The organism is Paraperibacillus marinus (assembly GCF_046237605.1).
In the GTDB taxonomy this organism is placed as follows: Bacteria; Bacillota; Bacilli; order Bacillales; family DSM-1321; genus Paraperibacillus; species Paraperibacillus marinus.
Window position 1 is genome coordinate 4,369,034 of sequence record NZ_CP143542.1, and the last position, 19,344, is coordinate 4,388,377.

14 protein-coding genes and 4 tRNA genes are annotated in these 19,344 nt (G+C 46.7%); 2 read left to right on the plus strand and 16 right to left on the minus strand.

The window, feature by feature from the left end:
- Positions 1–3: 3 nt before the first annotated feature.
- The 14 genes from V1498_RS21935 to V1498_RS22000 all read right to left on the minus strand — a co-directional run bounded on the left by V1498_RS21935 (position 4) and on the right by V1498_RS22000 (position 15,139).
- On the minus strand, positions 4–798 hold the full coding sequence (locus tag V1498_RS21935; protein ID WP_409296343.1) for a two-component system regulatory protein YycI: 795 nt from the start codon (positions 796–798) through the stop codon (positions 4–6).
- Complete coding sequence (locus V1498_RS21940; RefSeq protein ID WP_409296344.1) at positions 779–2,134, minus strand: YycH family regulatory protein; 1,356 nt, start codon at positions 2,132–2,134, stop codon at positions 779–781. The genes V1498_RS21935 and V1498_RS21940 overlap by 20 nt, the downstream gene beginning before the upstream one ends.
- The gene (gene walK / locus V1498_RS21945; protein ID WP_409296345.1) at positions 2,131–3,954 is read right to left on the minus strand and encodes a cell wall metabolism sensor histidine kinase WalK; all 1,824 of its coding nucleotides are present in this window, start codon (positions 3,952–3,954) and stop codon (positions 2,131–2,133) included. Before walK ends, V1498_RS21940 begins: the two co-directional genes overlap by 4 nt.
- Positions 3,955–3,960: 6 nt before the next feature.
- Positions 3,961–4,671 (minus strand): response regulator YycF, encoded by a 711-nt coding sequence (gene yycF / locus V1498_RS21950; protein ID WP_409296346.1) that lies wholly within the window; start codon positions 4,669–4,671, stop codon positions 3,961–3,963.
- Between the two features lie 418 nt (positions 4,672–5,089).
- Positions 5,090–6,493 carry a peptidoglycan DD-metalloendopeptidase family protein gene (locus V1498_RS21955; RefSeq protein WP_409296347.1) on the minus strand — a complete coding sequence of 468 codons (1,404 nt, stop codon included), beginning with the start codon at positions 6,491–6,493 and terminating at the stop codon, positions 5,090–5,092.
- A gap of 827 nt (positions 6,494–7,320) precedes the next feature.
- Positions 7,321–7,393, minus strand: a tRNA-Phe gene (locus tag V1498_RS21960).
- Positions 7,394–7,836: 443 nt separating this feature from the next.
- Positions 7,837–7,912: transfer RNA gene (locus tag V1498_RS21965), tRNA-Asp, on the minus strand.
- A gap of 205 nt (positions 7,913–8,117) precedes the next feature.
- Positions 8,118–8,189 (minus strand) — tRNA-Glu (locus V1498_RS21970).
- A gap of 5 nt (positions 8,190–8,194) precedes the next feature.
- Positions 8,195–8,270: transfer RNA gene (locus V1498_RS21975), tRNA-Lys, on the minus strand.
- A 417-nt stretch (positions 8,271–8,687) separates the two neighbouring features.
- On the minus strand, positions 8,688–9,980 hold the full coding sequence (locus tag V1498_RS21980) for an adenylosuccinate synthase (RefSeq protein WP_409296348.1): 1,293 nt from the start codon (positions 9,978–9,980) through the stop codon (positions 8,688–8,690).
- A gap of 245 nt (positions 9,981–10,225) precedes the next feature.
- A complete protein-coding gene (dnaB, locus tag V1498_RS21985; RefSeq protein WP_409296349.1) occupies positions 10,226–11,590 on the minus strand; it encodes a replicative DNA helicase in 1,365 nt (454 codons plus the stop codon).
- A 148-nt stretch (positions 11,591–11,738) separates the two neighbouring features.
- Positions 11,739–12,188 carry a 50S ribosomal protein L9 gene (gene rplI / locus V1498_RS21990; protein WP_409290858.1) on the minus strand — a complete coding sequence of 150 codons (450 nt, stop codon included), beginning with the start codon at positions 12,186–12,188 and terminating at the stop codon, positions 11,739–11,741.
- Positions 12,185–14,167, minus strand: a complete 1,983-nt coding sequence (locus V1498_RS21995; RefSeq protein WP_409296350.1) for a DHH family phosphoesterase — start codon at positions 14,165–14,167, stop codon at positions 12,185–12,187. Before V1498_RS21995 ends, rplI begins: the two co-directional genes overlap by 4 nt.
- A 36-nt stretch (positions 14,168–14,203) precedes the next feature.
- Positions 14,204–15,139: a YybS family protein gene (locus V1498_RS22000; protein ID WP_409296351.1), complete on the minus strand. Its 936-nt coding sequence runs from the start codon at positions 15,137–15,139 to the stop codon at positions 14,204–14,206.
- 133 nt (positions 15,140–15,272) lie between these two features.
- Between V1498_RS22000 and V1498_RS22005 the strand changes: the two genes are divergently transcribed.
- Positions 15,273–15,980, plus strand: a complete 708-nt coding sequence (locus tag V1498_RS22005; RefSeq protein ID WP_409296352.1) for an HAD family hydrolase — start codon at positions 15,273–15,275, stop codon at positions 15,978–15,980.
- On the opposite strand, the gene V1498_RS22010 is transcribed toward V1498_RS22005, so the two are convergent.
- Complete coding sequence (locus V1498_RS22010; protein WP_409296353.1) at positions 15,947–16,105, minus strand: hypothetical protein; 159 nt, start codon at positions 16,103–16,105, stop codon at positions 15,947–15,949. The genes V1498_RS22005 and V1498_RS22010 overlap by 34 nt on opposite strands.
- A 79-nt stretch (positions 16,106–16,184) precedes the next feature.
- Between V1498_RS22010 and V1498_RS22015 the strand changes: the two genes are divergently transcribed.
- Entirely contained in the window at positions 16,185–17,162 is a 978-nt protein-coding gene (locus tag V1498_RS22015; RefSeq protein ID WP_409296354.1) for a LacI family DNA-binding transcriptional regulator, read from the plus strand.
- Between the two features lie 55 nt (positions 17,163–17,217).
- Here the strand turns inward: V1498_RS22015 and V1498_RS22020 are convergent, their stop codons facing one another.
- The gene (locus V1498_RS22020) at positions 17,218–19,248 is read right to left on the minus strand and encodes a catalase (protein WP_409296355.1); all 2,031 of its coding nucleotides are present in this window, start codon (positions 19,246–19,248) and stop codon (positions 17,218–17,220) included.
- Between the last annotated feature and the right edge of the window lie 96 nt (positions 19,249–19,344).

Genomic DNA, 19,344 nt, shown 5'->3' on the forward strand with positions numbered 1-19,344 from the left:
TCTTCACTCCAATTTTTCTTCATCAGATGACACTTGAAAGATCTGGCCTTCAATCGCATTGACAAAGAAATCATTTTTATCGTCAACGGTAATATGCCAGGTTGGCGTCAGCACCTGGGAAGCTGTCTTGACCGGCACAACCGTATAATATCCAAGGGTCACCTTTGTAATTTTGCTTTTTTCGGGAAGCTTTCCTTTGTTGAAGAGCGTTTCGACCGCTTTCATGGCCGAGATGATTTCTTCCTTTTCCTTGAATTCCTCAATATTGCTCAGAAATGTCTGGCTGTATGCATAAATCTGGTTCTGCTTGTTCAGGAAAAGCTTCAGCTGCCCGCTGTCATTCAGATAAATGACCTTCCGGTTGTATGTCTGGGACATGAGAATGGTCTTATCCTTAGCCGAATAATTCCAGAATCTATACTCATCTCCGTTCAGGACATTTTCACGGACGAACTTCTCTGCTTCATCGGCACTCTTGGGGTCACTGAGCTTATAGGACACCTTCAGCGTTGCGTATACAGAAGACCCATCATTGATCGTCATCTTCTGTGTTTTTAAGGATGAAAAATCTTCTTTCTTGAATACCTTGCTTTTGGCAATGATATATTTTTCACTATGGGCATCTGTCGGGACGGCGCTCACATTGATGCCGTTTTCCTTCAGCCTGTCCTGAAAATCCGGCTCTGTTGCATAATCATAGTCCAGCGAGCTGCGTTTATCAATATATTGATACAGCAGGAAGGCATCCAGTATTAAAAAGACTATGATAAAGATGGTCTTAGTTTTGTTCCAATCCAATAATATCGCCTCCCGGCTTGCCGAAAGGAACTTTCTTCCATACACCGGCATATCGGTAATACCAGGCAGGCTCAAGACCCACTAGATTATCAGCCTCAGTATTACGCTTAAGTTCATACCCAATTTTTATATCCTGGATCAGCTCACTCTTGATATTCTTGACAGCCTGCAGTTCCTGCAGGACTTCGCTTCCACCTGGCATTTTCACCTTGGCATCGTCGATGGGAATAGGGAAATCGAGAGTGAAGATGGGCCGGGAATATTGAAAGACGTTCTCCTGTCCCCAGAATTGGACGATTTCGGACATACCGGATTCATTAAAGACCGGCATTCCATTCATATACATCCGGTATGTGATCTTCTGGTCAAGCGGATTAAAGCCGGCATACCGGTAGCTGTCATCCCAGCCTGCATGCTCGTTTACGAATTCAAGGCTGTTGCGGATGAGCTGGGACGGGCTTCCATCATAACTGGTCTCCTTGGTTGGATTCACATAGGACATGGTCATCGTATCCCAGTAAATGTTCAGGAGCCTGAAGCCGTCCGTAAATTCCTCGGTATATTCTTCCCCTCTTGTCACCCGGGTCTTTTTGACATAGTTGGGATCATTAAAAAGTGTACTCTTGAACCTTTCGATTTCCAAATCTAACGTTTTATAAGTAACGCGCGGTACCTTTATGTTCTTCTCAGGAAGAAAGACGGCACGTGTTTTGCCGATGATATGCTTCTCATAGGCACTATCTCCATAGAGTGCAGAGGCAAACCGGTAGGTATTCTGCTCAAATCTGTCAATATTGTCCGCATTGACCCTGCACTGATAAATCTTCCGGTCCGCATACGAAATAAAGTACACATAAACCTGGTTATTCCTTTTGCTGTTCACACTGAAGATAATGCGGTCAAAGCTCCCTTTAGGAAGGTTCCTTTCCTCCATCTGCAATACGGAATTATATAGATAAAGAGGAACCTTCTCCGGAAAGATGATTTCGGTCTTTCCATCGCCATGGACAAAATCCAGAAACTCATCTTCAGAAACCTGACTGGATATATCATAAAAATTTGCATAAGACCATTTCGTGATCTCCTTCATCACCTTGCTGATCTCAAGCTCGCTTGAGGTGACATAATGCTGATTGTTTTTATGATAGATAACTTCAGTCGGCCTGATGACACTGTCGACTTCCTGCTTATCTTTAGTTGTGACCTGTATATATTGGCTGCTTTGATCTCTTGATTCTTCATAATCAGGCTGATAGGACCAAATTCTCCAGGTAAGAAAGATGCTGACCAAAACCAGCAGGGATAGGATTATGCTTTTATACTTCTCGACCCTCATGCCCATTCATCCTCTTGATCCGGATTATAAGGCAGGGTGAAGAAAATTGCTGTTCCCTTTCCTTCTTCACTCTCGGCCCAGATCTTGCCTTCATGCGCTGTGACCATTTCCTTGGCTATGGCAAGACCAAGGCCTGTGCCGCCAAGTTTCCTGGACCTGGCCCGGTCGACGCGGTAAAACCGCTCAAATACCTTCACAACATTATCCTTAGGTATACCCATGCCCTGGTCCTTGATGCTGATCTCTATTTCACCGTCGAGCTCACGCACCCTGAAGCGGATCTGCCCGCCCTCAGGCGAGTACTTCAAGGCATTCGAAATAATATTGTCTATGATCTGGGTGATTTTATCCTCATCAATCTCTACAAAGATTGCTTTATCAGGCAGTTCGCGGACAAAGGAAACATTCTGGTCCTTCGACATTTCAAACCGGTCAATGATGTGATGGAAGAATTCAGTGAAATCCACCCAGTCCTTCGTAATCTTATAATCCTTGCTGTCGAGCTTGGACAGCTGCAGAAGGTCATTTACGAGCCGGATCATCCGCTCTGTCTCCTTTTGGGTGACCTTGAGGAAATTCGGCGCAATGCTTTCATCGCGCCAGGCTCCCTCGGTCAATGCCTCTAAATAGCTCCGCATGGTCGTAAGCGGAGTCCGCAGCTCGTGCGATACGTTCGCGACAAATTCCCTGCGTTCTTCCTCCACCTTTTCCTGCTCGGTGATATCATGAAGCACAGCGATCAAACCGTTCACAAACCCGGTCTCACGCTGGATGACTGAAAAATTGGCGCGCAGAATCAAATCCTTTGCGGTGGTGCTGTTATCGAGGATAACAGACTCCGTCTCCTCCAGCAGTCCTTCGAACGTATATTGATCTTCAAGGTCTAAGAGCGGCACGATATCCTGGGAAATCACTGTTTCACGTGAAACATTCAGCATCTTTGCTGCCTGTTCATTGATCAGGATGATCCGGCCCTTCCTGTCGGTCGCTATAACACCGTCTGTCATGTAGGAGAGCACGGACGCAAGCTTTCTCCGCTCACCTTCTGTGGATGACTGGGCATCCTGAAGCTTTTTCGTCAGGTTATTGAACGTGATGGCAAGCTGGCCGATTTCATCATACCCGTAAACTTTAACCTTCCGTGAGAAGTTCCCTTTGGCCATCGCCAGGGCCTGCCTTCTCATGTCCGACATCGGGCGGGTAATGGTCTGCGCCAGCAGGATGCCGAGGATGGCCGTGATTCCAAGCGCAATCGCCGTTCCAGTTGTGAAGATTTTATTGATTTCCTTGATTTGCTCGAACACTGATTCGATATCTGCCTTTAAATAGATCGCCCCGATGGTCTCCCCCCGTGATTTGATGGGGGAAGATAATACCCAGATCCGCTTTCCTGTTTTCTTCACAACCTGCACATTGCTCTGCTCTGTGCCAAGCAGGGAAAGCTTCACCAGATTATTGGTGCTCCTTCTTCCTACAATGCCGTCTCCATCATCCGCCTTGGATGTACCGATGATCTTGCTGCCGCTGTCGATCACCTGGATTTCCTGGATATCACCGGCTTTATTATCCCGAAGCAGCTGATTGATCTCTTCTTCCAGTGTGGCAGAATTTTTATCCCGTTCCTTCACCATCTCTTCTTCAATACTGAAAGATAGAATATTTACCTGCTGCTTCAAAGAGCTTTCGAAATTTGCCCTGAGCTTATCCTCGAGCCCGTCCACAAAATAGACGGCAATGATCTGCATGGCAACAAGAATGAGCAATACATAAATTAAGACAAATTTAAGATGGATAGATCTAAAAAATCCTACCTTTTTCATTCACGATTACTCCTGTTCAGGGTTGCGCAGATAGTAACCTACTCCGCGTCTGGTCACAATCCATGCCGGATGGCTTGGGTTGTCTTCAATTTTTTCTCTCAGGCGCCTTACCGTCACATCCACCGTGCGGACGTCGCCATAATAATCATAGCCCCAGACAGTCTGAAGCAGATGCTCCCGTGTCATAACCTGGCCGATATGTTTGGCCAGATAGTGAAGCAGCTCGAACTCCCTGTGCGTCAGTTCAATGGTGTCTCCGCGCTTGGAAGCAATATAAGCATCCGGATGGATAATAAGGGAACCTACCGCTATTTCCTTCGAATCATCCTCATTCTGGTCAGGCGCAGGAGCTGCCTGCTGGCGTCTCAGGTTTGCCTTTACCCTCGCAATGATCTCTCTTGTGCTGAATGGCTTTGTGACATAATCGTCAGCCCCAAGCTCGAGACCCAGTACCTTATCGATCTCAGAGTCCTTTGCCGTCAGCATGATAATGGGAATATCATGTTTTTTGCGGACTTCACGGCAGACCTCCATGCCATCCCGGCCAGGGAGCATGATATCAAGGAGGATGAGGTCCGGCTGGATTTCCTCGACCATCTTGACTGCATCATTTCCGTCATACGCGCATTGGACTTCATAGCCCTCTTTTTTTAAATTGAATTGTAAAATATCTGCAATCGGCTTTTCATCATCAACCACTAGGATTCTTTTATCCATGATATTGCTCCTTTATATCAATCTCGAATATCTCTATGTTTAAGTATCATGTATACCGCTTTCTATCAGACATATGTTCTCTATTATAATTTATCATGATATAGCACTTAAATCATCTTTTATAATTGATTGGAAGGCGTTTACTGTTAAATGGACGTAAATGACCCGATTTTTTTATAAAAAAAACAAACATGAGTTTTCTACTCGCACCCATGCATGAAAAAGAACCTGGACAAGAGCAGGAACAAACACAATAAGGCGGTGGAGCGGAGTAAGGCACATCAGGAATGCCAGCAAGATAAATGATGTTAACACCTAGCTGCAGGAAGCCATATGATACATGCAGCTCCGCCCCTTTTCCACAGAAAAACCCGTATAAAGGACACTGTTTTATTTGTGCCCCTTATACGGGTCGGGATTATTTGTTTATATAGTTCAGCGGATTTTTCAGGATTCCGTTTTTCCTGACTTCAAAATGAAGATGGACCCCTGTGGAATCACCAGTCGACCCCATGACCCCTATCTTTGTTCCTGCTGCCACGACATCTCCTTCTTTAATAGAGATGGAGGCCAGGTGGCCGTATAGGGTCTCATATCCGTTTTGATGGTCGATGATCACTTTGTTGCCGTAGCCGTTGCTCATTCCGGCAAACTTCACAACGCCATTATCACTCGCTTTGATGGTCCGCTTTGATGGTCCGGCAATATCGATTCCTTTATGCATGCGGCCCCAGCGCGAGCCCATCTTGCTAGTGATGATCCCGTCCACTGCCGGCCACGTAAATTCCCCGCTGCCCACGGAGGGGAGGACCTTTGTTCCCTTTTCAATGATGGTCGGAACCGGCTTCTTAATTTCCTCTACTGTTTCAATCTTTTTCTCTATCTGTACACCGTTTTCAAGCAGCACCAGGGAATGAATTCTCTGTTCACCCTTCTTCCCCTCTTGCTTGACCTCCGTTTCCCCTTTAAGAAGGCCGCTGCTCTTGACTACTTTACGCGCATTTGGGATTTCTTTGGTTTCTGATACTTCCTTTTGGATGATAACATCCACAAATGGAACTCGATTCAGCACTTTAAGGACCCCATCGTCCTTTAATTTTTCGCGGTCCTTAAGTTCGGGATTCAGCTGGGTCAATTCCTCAAGCTTCATATGATGCTTTGAAGCAATGGCCTCCGGCTTTTCCCCCGCCCTGGCCTTGTACTCTTTCTGCTCTGTCTTTCCCGCGTTTAAGGCATGCAGCGCTTCTTTCGGCTCTACAATTTGGGAGGGATCAACCTTTTCCTTGGAAATGCTTACGTCTTTACTCAAGCGAATATTCAGCTGGGGCAGCTCAGTCGATTTCGCTGCTTCCACCTTTTTCTTCTCTGCTTTAGAAAGATACTGAGTCTTCAACTCTTCAATCGTCTCCTCAGCCTCTTTTTTTTCCGGGAGGTAAGCGACCTTTTTGCCATCCACCTCTAAGGCATAAGACTTCGCTTCAAGCGGAAGTTCGTCCACTTTCTCCGCTATCTTTTTATCATCCGTCTTTGGAAAAAGCACCGTCTCGGATTTTAGCGTGATATCTTTTTTCATTGAAAAAGAGTAGCCGGGATATTCGCTCTCGGCTGCCTCCAGCCGTTCCTTCACGGCATCCTTAATGTTCTTCTTATCGGATACATCGCCAAGATATGTATCTTTATAGTAAACCTTATAAATAGTCGGCAGAAGCGGTCCAAACGCAGCGGCCGAGTGAAAGGTTCCCATTATCAAAATGACAGTAAAGATCATAACCTTCTGTATGAGATGTTTTGTATATTTATTGAAGCTTTTAGCTCTATTCACGAATCACTATGCCTCCAGTACAAAAAAGCTGTCAGGTTACTCGTCACCTATGCTTTAGTAAGATATCTTTTTATTAAAACCAATTACGACCTTAACACACCTTAATCACGAGTAGGTCCAAAGTAACGCTTTTGTAATATAACTGTATACTTAGCGTCATTTTGCTGGCAGTGTCCTTTAAGTAGAGTCTTAATTTCCCATGGCAGTTTTCCAAATTTATCTTTTATGCTGTATTGTAAGTGTCTCCCGCCGGTTATTTTCAGCTGCTTTCGCAAACATTTTGGCTGTTGAACAAGAACGTTGATTTCCTCTCCAGTGTGCTCCATTGGAGCGGGGCGGGCGGTGAGCCTCCTCGGCCCTGCCTGCCGGGATCTCACCTGTCCCGCATATCCCGCATCAAGAAGCGGAGAACGGTGCCTGCTATATTTACTCGTATTTAAAGCTCCATGTTTGCCGATTTAGATTAGAATATAAACTATATTGGCAGGCAGAGACCCGATAAAGAAGACTTGCTGATTGGCGAGCGTAAGCGAAGACAGAAGCTTAGTCGCACTTATGCGTTAGCCAAGCAAAAGGCGAGGAGGCCATAGGAAGTGGTCTTCTTCCTGTGGACTGCTTGACTTATGACTCGAGGGTGAAAGTCTCGCAGCTGGATTAGGAGTCTCGCACCTTACGCTCCAATCAACTCTGTTTAACAATGCTATTTTCCTTACAATACTTAATAAAACAACAATCTTTAAGAAAAGGTTGTTGTTTTTACGTACAAAAATAATGACATAGCAAAAAATAACAGCAAAAAAGCGCCCAGAGGGCGCTTCTTAAAAGGATGGCTCAGGACGGAATCGAACCGCCGACACAAGGATTTTCAGTCCTTTGCTCTACCGACTGAGCTACTGAGCCGTATTAAAATGTTTATTTCCTTCTTAAGTGATACCAATAACCTTCACACAAATCTCAGGAAGTTTTTTCAAGCAGCGACTCGATTTGTGTGCTGGAGCACTCTCATAGTTGCTTATCCGGACGTGCTCTACCGACTGAGCTACTGAGCCGTATTAAAATGTTTATTTCCTTCTTTAATGATACCAATAACCTTCACACAAATCTCAGGAAGTTTTTGCAAGCAGCGGCTCGATTTGTGTGCTGGAGCACTCTCATAGTAGTTTATTCGGACGTGCTCTACCGACTGAGCTACTGAGCCATATTACGGCTTGCGCTAAGCTTCAAATTTCTTCGTCAGCTCCATCACTCACATCCTCACGTATATACATACGCTCCGGTGTTCGCTCAGTCGCTTCCTCGAACTTTTCGCTTATCACAACCCTTAGATTAAGTTGTGTTAAAAATGGCGGTCCCGACGGGAATCGAACCCGCGATCTCCTGCGTGACAGGCAGGCATGTTAACCGCTACACCACGGGACCTTATTAATATATAAAATTTTTCTTCATGCCCTGAATTACTGCGGGTTAACTGTCTCTTCCTCTTCCAGCAAAATCAGGGAAGATCATGCGTCGAGACAACTCGCTGTTTATTCGGCGATGATTTGCTCGTCGCTACACCACGGGACCTTATTAGAAGCGCTTTTCAAGCTGCTATTACTGCTTATGTATGGAAGCAAAAATAAAATGACCCCTACGGGATTCGAACCCGTGTTACCGCCGTGAAAGGGCGGTGTCTTAACCGCTTGACCAAGGGGCCATAAATGGTGAGCCATGAAGGATTCGAACCTTCGACCCTCTGATTAAAAGTCAGATGCTCTACCGGCTGAGCTAATGGCTCTCTATTAATATTTTGTTTTGCTGAACCATTTCAGTTAAATCCTGCGACACTCAAGTCTCAGAAAGTTTATTCAAGCAGCGGCTCGACTTGAGCGCTGTTGAGATGCTTCGCAGTTTACTCGGCCGTGCTCTACCGGCTGAGCTAATGGCTATTAAGCTTTGCTGAACATGTTTCAGCAACGTTTTTAATAGTAGCATATAAAAGCAATTGATAGCAACTACTTTTCTAAAAAAATATTGAAAGCTGATATCTTTTGAATTTCTTCACTTACAACACTTTTTTAGAATAATGGCATCCGCCTATGATCCTTCAATAAATGCAGAAAGGACTGCCCCGATTTCCGGCCGCCTCCTGTACCCAGACCGTGTGGCAGGAACAGGAGGCGGACCATTTTGGGACAGCCCCTCTGGATTTAATTTAAATCAGTCTCCAAGGGCTTCTGACGATGTTTGTCTGTGTACGGTCCGGTCCTACTGAGAACATGGAAAGCGGCACACCTACGAGCTGTGATACACGCTCTACGTAGTGGCGGGCATTTTCCGGGAGTTCATCCAGGGATTTGCAGCCTGTGATGTCTTCTGTCCAGCCTGGAAGCTCTTCGTACACCGGCTCGCTCTCCGCAAGGATTTTAAGGCTTGCCGGATATTCATCCATAACTTTTCCCTTGTGGCTGTAAGCTACACAGATTTTAAGGGTTTCAATACCTGTCAGTACATCAATTGAGTTCAGGGATAGATCAGTCAATCCGCTCACACGGCGGGCATGGCGCACGACTACAGAGTCAAACCAGCCGACACGGCGCGGGCGTCCGGTAGTTGTTCCATATTCACGGCCCACTTCGCGGATCTGATGGCCGATTTCATTATCAAGTTCAGTCGGGAATGGCCCGTCTCCTACCCGTGAAGTGTACGCTTTGCAGACACCAACAACATGGTTGATCTTAGTCGGCCCCACTCCTGAACCGATGGTCACTCCGCCAGCCACAGGGTTTGAGGAAGTTACGAATGGATAGGTACCCTGGTCGATATCGAGCATAACACCCTGAGCCCCTTCAAATAGAACACGCTTGCCGGCATCCAGAGCATCGTCAAGTACGACAGAAGTATCACACACATATTGCTTGATCTGCTGGCCATACTCATAGTATTCATCCAGAATCTCTTCAATTGTGAATCCATTCGTCTCATAGAAGCGTTCCAGCAGGCGGTTCTTTTCTTCAAGATTCCTGGCCAGTTTTTCTGCGAATGTATCCCGTTCTAATAAATCTGAAATTCTGATTCCGTTTCGTGCAGCTTTGTCCATGTATGCAGGACCGATGCCCTTTTTAGTCGTTCCAATCTTATTGGCACCTTTCCGCTCTTCCTCCACTTCATCAAGCTTCAAATGATATGGAAGAATTACATGTGCACGGTTGCTGATGCGCAGATTGTCAGTTGTGATGCCGCGTTCATGGAGATAGGCAAGTTCTTTTACAAGAGCCTTCGGATCTACGACCATTCCGTTGCCAATCACACAGATTTTATCACTATAGAAAATGCCTGATGGAATTAAATGCAGCTTATATGTTTCGCCGTTGAATTTTATCGTATGGCCTGCATTGTTACCACCCTGGTAACGAGCAATCGCCTCTGCATTCTCTGATAGAAAGTCTGTTATTTTACCTTTTCCCTCGTCACCCCACTGGGTTCCAACCACAACTACTGAAGACATTCTTACAAGCACCTCCAAATTTACGTTCAGCTGATTTTTATCAGCTGCCTGTCAAACACGTTCATTTTATCAGGAAATCAACATGTTAGTCAAACAAAAACCGAACAATATTTTTCATTTGCTGTTATTCGTTCGCCCTTTTCCTTTAACATCACCTTTATTTATCTTTAAGCTAACTTGGCGAATCTATGTATCAGGTTATAAAAAGAGAAACAAAAAGCACCAGCCGAAGCTGGTGCGGTGATTCATGCCCCTGGTGGCACGGCAGCGTCATCAAATCTGCGTTCCAGGTTTACGAATTTATTATATTCCTTAACAAACGCAAGGGATACGGTACCGACCGGGCCGTTACGCTGTTTGGCAATGATGATTTCAATAATGTTTTTATTTTCGCTTTCTTTGTCATAATAATCATCACGGTATAAGAAGGCTACGATATCCGCATCCTGCTCGATACTTCCTGATTCACGGATATCTGACATCATCGGGCGCTTGTCCTGGCGCTGTTCCACTCCACGTGAAAGCTGTGACAAGGCAATGACCGGGACTTGCAGCTCACGGGCAAGGGCTTTAAGGGAACGTGAAATCTCAGATACTTCCTGCTGGCGGTTCTCGCCTGAGCGGCCGTTACCCTGGATCAATTGGAGATAATCAATCAGGATCATCCCAAGGCCGTGCTCCTGTTTGAGCCGGCGGCATTTAGAACGGATTTCACTAATCCGTACGCCTGGGGTATCGTCAATGAAAATGCCGCTGTTTGAAAGGCTTCCCATCGCCATCGTAAGCTTTCGCCAGTCTTCATCCGTCAAAGAGCCTGTACGCAGATTTTGCGCGTTGATGTTGCCCTCGGCACAGAGCATACGCATGACCAGCTGCTCTGCTCCCATCTCCAGGGAGAATATGGCTACATTCTCGCCTGCCTTGGTAGCCACATTCTGAGCGATGTTCAAAGCGAAGGCTGTCTTACCGACCGATGGACGGGCGGCGACGATGATCAGGTCATTCCGCTGGAATCCGGCTGTCATTCTATCAAGCTCTGAGAATCCGGTAGGAATGCCTGTTATATCTCCGACCCGGTTGTGAAGGAGTTCAATATTGTCGTATGCCTTGACGAGTACGTCCTTGATATTCTGGAAGGCACCGGAGTTTTTCCGGTTGGCCACCTCCATGATGTTTTTTTCTGCTTCTCCGAGAAGATTTTCCACTTCATCCTCACGGGCGTATCCGTCCTGGGCGATGGTGGTCGCTGTACGGATCAGTCTGCGGAGAAGGGATTTTTCTTCAACAATGCGGGCATAGTACTCAATATTTGCGGCAGTCGGTACAGAACCTGCCAGTTCGCTCAAATAGGATACTCCGCCTACATCCTCCAGCTGCTTGGATGCCTGCAGGTCTTCCGTTACAGTAACAAGATCGACCGGCTTTCCTGAATCACTCAGCCTTTGCATAACATCGAAAATCTTTTGATGGGCATTCCGGTAGAAATCCTCGGGGATCAATACCTCAGATGCCAGCGTAAGTGAAGAAGGTTCGAGGAAAATGGCGCCAAGGACAGCCTGTTCAGCTTCTATATTCTGCGGAGGAATGCGGTCTGTATATAATTCATTCAATACTTTTTGCCCCCCTTTATACTCTGGCTTTGTATATGTTTGTAATAGGATAGTAAAATAGGAATAAGTAAAAAAATGTGATGAAGCTTCAAAGTAGATAAAGCCTCATCACATTTTATCATTTCTAGGCCGGTATTTCACGGTCCAATTATTTCTGTTCTTTTACGGCAACTGTCAAAGTGGCTGTCACTTCGTTGTGCAGCTTGACTGGAACTTTCGTATGCCCAAGGGTACGGATCCCGTCCTCAAGCTCGATTTTCCTCTTATCAATCTTGATCTTATGCTTTTTCAGAAGCTCTTCGGCGATCTGCTTGCTTGTAATGGATCCAAACAGCCTGCCGCCCTCTCCAGATTTAGCTGTCAGTTCCACGGTCAGCTTCTCGATCTTTTCCTTCAGTTCGATAGCTTCCTGCAGCTGGTTTTCAGCAGCTTTTTCTTCTTTTTTCTTCTGGCCGTTCAATGTGGCTACCGCTGAGTTGGTCGCTTCTACCGCAAGTCCCTGCTTCAGCAGGAAATTTTGCGCATAGCCATCCGCTACGTTTTTGACTTCCCCTTTTTTCCCTTTGCCTTTAACGTCTTTGAGAAAAATTACTTTCATTCCTTAGTTCCCCCTTCTAAATATTCATCTATTGCCTCAATTAATCTGGTTTCTGCTTCTTCTATTGAAATATCCGCAAGCTGGGTGGCGGCATTCGTCAGGTGGCCGCCGCCTTCCAATGCTTCCATGATTACCTGGACATTGATATCCCCAAGCGACCTTGCGCTGATTCCGACCACATCCTCATCCCTTCTTGAGATGACAAAAGATGCCGTGACGCCGTCCATGGTCAGGAGTGTGTCGGCGGCCTGTGCAATCATCACCTGATTGTTCATCTGATCGGTGCTGCTCTTGGCGATGGCAATGCCATCGCGATAAAAGGAGACAGATTCAATCAGCTTGGCACGCTTGATATAGGTCTCAACACTTTCCTTGAGGAACTTCTGGACGAGTACCGTATCAGCACCATGCGCCCTTAGATAGGAAGCAGCGTCAAAGGTCCTGGCGCCTGTCCGGAGGGTAAAGCTCTTGGTATCGACAATGATGCCCGAAAGCAGGGCCGTAGCCTCCAGCATTTCAATCTTGCCGCGCTTCGGCTGATATTCGAGCAGCTCGGTCACTAGCTCTGCAGTCGATGACGCATATGGCTCCATATAGACTAGCAGGGAATTGGCGATGAATTCTTCGCCGCGGCGATGATGGTCGATCACGACCACCTTGTCAAATCGGTTCAAGAGCTTCTCATCGATGAGCATGGACGGCTTATGAGTATCGACCACGACAAGAAGCGTTTCTTCCGTAATCATTTCATACGCTTCCTCCGGACTGATGAAGCGCTCAAACAAGTCCGGCGTCTGCTTTGTCTCCTCAAGGAGCCTCTCCACACCTGTTTCTAGCTCATTGAAGTTGATGACACTGTATGCTTCCCGCTGATTCATACCGGCAATCTTCAAGATGCCTATGGATGAGCCCACTGCATCGAGGTCAGGGAACTTATGCCCCATAACAATGACCTTGTCGCTGTCGACGATGATATCACGGAGTGCATGCGAGATAACCCTTGCACGGACCCTGGTCCGCTTTTCGATCGGGTTGGTTTTGCCTCCGTAGAATTTCACCTTTCCATTGTTCAATTTGATGGCCACCTGATCCCCGCCTCGTCCTAAGGCCAAGTCAAGGCTTGACTGGGCTAGGATGCCAAGCTCCGGCAGCGAAGAGACGCCTGATCCCACCCCGATGCTCAGGGTCAGGGGCACATTCTGCTTGGCGGTTGTCTCCCTGATCTCATCGAGAATCGAGAATTTACTCTTTTCCAGATGCCCCAGGATATGTTCGTTATAAACCGCAATAAACCGGTCGACTGATACTCTTTTCAAGAAGATGCCATTCTCCTGTGACCACCTGTTCAGCAGAGAAGTCACGAGGGAGTTGATGCTGCTGCGTTTATGATCATCCATGTTCTGGGTAAGGTCATCATAATTATCCAGGAATATGATGGAGATAACGGTTCTCTCGTCCTCATAAAGCTTCTCGATTTCAACCTGTTCGGTCACATCGAAGAAATACAGCAATCGTTCTTCACGCTTATGAATGATCCTGAACTTGCGGTCTACGAGTGTAATAGTTTCCGATTCCACTTCCTGCTTGATCAGCGGAATAAGAACATCCGCTACATCGTACAAAGACCTGCCCACGAGGGTATCTTCATTAAAACAAGAACTTATGAATGGATTGGTCCACTCGATAAAGTAATCTTCATTAATCAGCATGATACCGATCGGCATCTCAAGAAGCGCTTCTTCACCTACCTTCTTCAGGCGGTAGGAAAGGGTCGAGATATACTCTTCCGTTTCCCGGCTGGTCTTATATTCTAAACGGATGATGATATAAAACAGAACTGCCATTACAGCGGCTGCTGCCAGTGCAATGATCCACTGGTGAAAAGCGAGGACAGCCAATAGTGCAGCTACAGCGAATATCAGGATATAGAGAAGATATCTGATGGATTGTCTATGCTGCTTTTTTAAATACGACGGCATTTTTTCAGCTCCTAAAAGCTTGAATCACTCGGTAAGCTATTTCTTACTGAGAGTTTCTCTTAATTTAAATCCTAAGTCCATTATACCTAATATCCTCACAGCATAATGGAAAATTGGTACCAGGAAGGATAAAATCACTATAAACCATGTAAGGGCTTTTGGCCAACCTTTTAGGCGGCTGTAGAAAAAGAGGAAGGAATACCCCTGAAGCAGCAGCAGCAGCTGCAATACATACAGGATATTCACTATAACCATATACATAGTATCCTTCTGGCTTACATCAATGAAAAACGAGAGTATCAATACGATTAGATAATACCACAAAATGCTTTTCGGAAGCTGCAGATTGCGTATTGGCGGCCACTTAATGCCGAGCCTTCCCAGCCGCTTGATGATCGGTGTGACTGCAAGCAGGATCAGGATCACCATGATCATGGAAGTGATCACAAACAGGCTTGGTGCAAGGACCATGAGCATATCCAGGCTCTCCGTAAGCCGCTTCATTGCCTCTTCAGGATTCTGCCCCATCCCTTCCAGCAGCTGTGAGGACTGCTTAAGGCTGTCCTTGAACATTTCAATAGTGGCCTCGAGGACATTCTGCTCGAGGAACACGATAGAGAAGACAAACAATCCCACAAAACCAATCAAAAAGGTCAGGACCGAACTGATATATATCGTCCCGAATGAACTTCCCTTACGTATATGATACCCGATAACAACCCCAGTTCCCCCAAACAAGAGGGCGACTGGCGCGAAGAGCAGTGTGCCAATGATGCTTGATACCAGGGTGCCTGCAGCAAGTACACCAAGTGTCCATCCTAACGAATGTTTGCCCGCCACGAGGATGAACGGGAGGGGCAGGATGAACAGCAGGAGGTTGCCAAGCACCGGCAGCTGGATAGACAGGAACACCAAAATACAAAAAACAGCCAATAAGGCTGCACTCTCTGCAATCTTTCTTCCGTTGGCCATACATTCACTTCCTTTAAAAAAACCGAGTTATCCCTTATATTTATTTTATCCATTATATGCTCCACAATCAATCTTGCGGCATGGTTAGATTGTTTTATCAAAATCCGGGGCGGAAATGATAGGAGAGAAATCTATGAAAAAAGCCATTCTATTTGATCTCGACGGCACCCTTCTCGACCGGGACCGTTCCATTTATCGTTTTGCTTCGGAACAATACAAACGCTATCTGAATCACTTTTCTTCCTTATCTGAACTGGAGTACAGAAACAGTTTTATTGAACTGGACGCGCGCGGATACAGGTGGAAGGATGAGGTATACAGGCTGCTGTTAGACCGGCATGGCATTTCATCTGTAGGCCCGGAGGAGCTTCTGAATGATTATATAACAAACTTCCATGCCCATTGTGCCCCTTTCGAGGGGATATACGAAGCACTTCGGAACCTTAAGGAAAAGGGATATCTTCTGGGGTTGATTACAAATGGAAGAACACAGTTCCAAAGGCATTCCATCCAGGCACTGGCGCTTGAACCATTTATGGATATTATCCTCATTTCAGAGGAAGCCGGCATGAAAAAACCGGACAGCCGCATCTTCTTAAAAGCACTGGAGGAGCTGCAGGTGCCAGCCGATTGTGCCATATATGCAGGCGATCATCCTGACAATGACATCCGGGCAGCGGCCAATGCCGGGATGGCGGCCATTTGGAAGCAAAATAGCAGCTGGGAACCTTTCAGCCATGAATATACCTTTGAAAGCTATGAGGAGCTTCCGAAGCTTGCCGACAAGATATTCGGAAGTCTGCCGCGTTACTCGCCATCGTCATATACGTCAAATAAGTAAGCAAAAGCGTCATCCGTTCTGTTTACCTTCCAGCTGCGCTGATAAGCGAAAACGGTCAGTGACGAAAAACATACAACCGCTCCGCAGATTAAAATCAGGCAGAATAATCCAACTGCTGTGTCCATCTATATCCCTCCCTCTGTTTACGTTCATGGTAAATGATGAAACGCATTTCAGAGCAAGAAGAAAAGAGAAGGAGTTTATATGGCAAATATTAAAGAGATTGCAAAGCTTGCCGGCGTATCCGTGACGACCGTCTCCCGCGTGCTGAATCACCATCCGTATGTAAGCAAAGAGAAGCAGGAAGCTGTAAAGCGTGCCATGGAAGCCTGCAGCTATCAGCAGAACATCAATGCCGTGCATCTAAGCATTGGGCAGACCTTCCTCATCGGCGTCGTCATCCCGTTCACCAACCATCCTTATTTCGGACAGCTGGTGGAAGGTATTGCCGGCGAGGCTGTTAAACACAACTATACGCTCGTTCTGTTTCAGACGGCCTATGAAAAAGACAAAGAAATTCAGGCGATGGACATGCTGAAGAACAAACAGGTGGATGCATTGATCATTTGCTCCAGAATTTCGGGGCTTGAGATTATTAATAAATATCACGCTTACGGCCCGATCATTTTATGTGAAGATACCAGAGGCACCGAGATATCCTCCACTTTCATCGATCACTATAAAACGTTTAATCACGCACTTGAGTATCTGCACCATAAAGGACATGAGAAGATCGGCTATTGTATCGGGAGGAATTCAGGCAGCAACAGCACACAGAGAGAGAAGGCATATAGGGACCATCTGAGGAAATATGGCAAACCCTTCAGCCAGAGCTTTATCTTTCACGACTGCTTTAACTTCGAAGACGGATTAAAAGTGGTACAGCGGCTGTCAGGGCTCGAGGACCGCCCCACTGCCCTGATTGTTTCAAGCGACCAGGTGGCGGCAGGCATCCTGACCTGCTGCCAGGATTCGGGAATCCCGGTACCTGGTGACCTTTCTATCATTGGGTTTGATAACGAGCCGATTGCTCAGATCATGAAAATCACCACTCTCGAAATTCCTCTTTCCCAGATGGGCAGAAAGCTCTTTTTACAATCGATTGACAAGGACGGGATAACCCATGATGAGCTTACAGCCAGCCTCATTGAAAGAGATACGGTGGCGGAGCTCCCATCCTGATTAATGCCTGCTCATCAATCAAAAGCGGCCTCACTTTTGAAGGCCGCCAAACATTCTATCCGTTTATCTTTCGTTCCCAGTGGCGGTGCGCAGAAATGGCTTCTGCAAAGTCCCTGGCAAATTGCAGAGGGTCCTGGCCGCTCACTGTACCTGGAGTATTCTCAAGTTCATTGGCCGCAAGCCATTTGACACCTTCATGGGTCGCTCCTATCGGCTTGTAATGCATGAAAGCCTCCAGCAGGAACTTGGAAGCCTGCATGGAAAATGGCCTGTCTGCCCCTTTACCGCCGGCCGCATAAATCGCATCAAACAGGACGGAGTCACTGGTGAGGAAGGTGTGATCCACTTTTTGTTCACTTCCATCCGATCCCTTCAGCATGCCGAGCTTGCTGCTGATGATTTCCGTCTGAATGCCCTCTGCTTTCAGGCTGCTTAGAATGGAGACAACTTCTTCCCCATTGAAACCCTCATCCAGAATTACACCCACTTTTCGTGTAGAAGGAAGCTTCTTTGTATTTTCCTGGCTTAATGCCGGAGAAGACTTCATTACCTGCGGTCCTCCTGTTTTCGGCAACTCGGCCCCAATTGCTTCGGCAAAACCTTGGGCAAGCTCCAGGCTGACATGTGCGAACATATTGACAACCTGCTGCTTAACGGATTCGCTTTTCACTTTACCAAGCTCAAAGCTGAAAGCCTCCATAATATGCTGTTTCTCCGGCTGGCTCATGCTGTTCCAGAACAGGGACGCCTGGGAGAAATGGTCCTTAAAACTGTCGCTTCGCTTGCGGACCTTATATCCTTCCACCTTTTCCTGGTAGTGGGCGTATCCCCCTTCTTCAACAGAAGCTGGTGCTGGAGTATTTTGCGCCAGCGAATTCCTGTGGTAGGAAACCCGTCCCCGGTTGATCGTCTGGCGTCCGAATCCATCCCGCTGATTATTATGGAAGGGACAGACAGGGCGGTTGATCGGCAGTTCATGGAAGTTGGGTCCTCCAAGGCGGAGCAGCTGTGTATCTGTGTAAGAGAACAAGCGCCCCTGAAGCAGCGGGTCATTTGAAAAATCGATGCCGGGCACAACATGTCCGGGGTGGAATGCCGCTTGTTCGGTTTCAGCGAACACATTATCCACATTGCGGTTCAGCGTCATCTTTCCCACCAGCTTTACCGGAACATCCTCCTCAGGCCAAAGCTTGGTCGGATCTAATAGATCAAAATCAAAAGCAAACTCATCTTCCTCATCAATCATCTGGACCCCGAGCTCATATTGCGGGAAATCCCCATTTTCAATCGAGTCATATAAGTCTCTCCGGTGGAAATCCGGGTCCTTTCCGGAAATCTTTTGGGCTTCGTCCCAAACAAGAGAATGAGTGCCAAGCACCGGTTTCCAGTGAAACTTTACAAAGCGGGATTTCCCCTCTTCATTTACAAATCGGAATGTATGTACACCAAAGCCTTCCATCATCCGGAAGCTTCTTGGTATAGCCCGGTCACTCATCGCCCACATCACCATATGCGCTGATTCCTGATTATTCGCCACAAAGTCCCAGAATGTATCATGAGCAGAAGCTGCCTGTGGAATCTCATTATGAGGCTCCGGCTTTAATGCATGAACCAAATCCGGAAATTTAATGGCATCCTGGATAAAGAATACCGGGATGTTGTTTCCGACTAAATCATAATTGCCTTCCTCCGTGTAAAATTTCACCGCAAAGCCGCGGGCATCCCGGACCGTTTCACTTGAGCCGCGTGAACCGGCTACCGTGGAGAAACGTACGAAAACAGGAGTCTTGACAGAAGGATCCTGCAGAAATCCGGCCCTTGTATACTCCTTCATCGATTCATACACCTCAAATTCCCCATGCGCAGCAAACCCGCGGGCATGGACAATTCGTTCAGGAATCCGCTCATGATCAAAATGAGTCATCTTTTCGCGGAAATGAAAATCCTCCATCAGTGTCGGACCGCGTTCCCCCGCTTTTAGCGAAAACTCATCCTCAGACACTTTCAATCCTTGATTGGTCGTCAACTTTTCACCCTGATCATCCACCCTGTACTGTTCCAGCTGTTCATCCTTGCGATTGCCCAAAACGACACCCCTTTTGAATGATATGTATAGCACTTACCTAGCACTCTACCCCGCAGACTGATGAAGAAACCATAAATGCAGGGAAACCCGTTAAAC

Bases quoted from the DNA above. Each gene is read 5' to 3' on its own strand.
- V1498_RS21995 (WP_409296350.1), bottom strand. From the start codon at position 14,167: ATGCCGTCGTATTTAAAAAAGCAGCATAGACAATCCATCAGATATCTT.
- rplI (WP_409290858.1), bottom strand. From the start codon at position 12,188: ATGAAAGTAATTTTTCTCAAAGACGTTAAAGGCAAAGGGAAAAAAGGG.
- V1498_RS21940 (WP_409296344.1), bottom strand. From the start codon at position 2,134: ATGAGGGTCGAGAAGTATAAAAGCATAATCCTATCCCTGCTGGTTTTG.
- V1498_RS22015 (WP_409296354.1), top strand. From the start codon at position 16,185: ATGGCAAATATTAAAGAGATTGCAAAGCTTGCCGGCGTATCCGTGACG.
- V1498_RS21980 (WP_409296348.1), bottom strand. From the start codon at position 9,980: ATGTCTTCAGTAGTTGTGGTTGGAACCCAGTGGGGTGACGAGGGAAAA.
- walK (WP_409296345.1), bottom strand. From the start codon at position 3,954: ATGAAAAAGGTAGGATTTTTTAGATCTATCCATCTTAAATTTGTCTTA.
- V1498_RS22010 (WP_409296353.1), bottom strand. From the start codon at position 16,105: ATGGACACAGCAGTTGGATTATTCTGCCTGATTTTAATCTGCGGAGCG.
- V1498_RS22000 (WP_409296351.1), bottom strand. From the start codon at position 15,139: ATGGCCAACGGAAGAAAGATTGCAGAGAGTGCAGCCTTATTGGCTGTT.
- yycF (WP_409296346.1), bottom strand. From the start codon at position 4,671: ATGGATAAAAGAATCCTAGTGGTTGATGATGAAAAGCCGATTGCAGAT.
- V1498_RS22005 (WP_409296352.1), top strand. From the start codon at position 15,273: ATGAAAAAAGCCATTCTATTTGATCTCGACGGCACCCTTCTCGACCGG.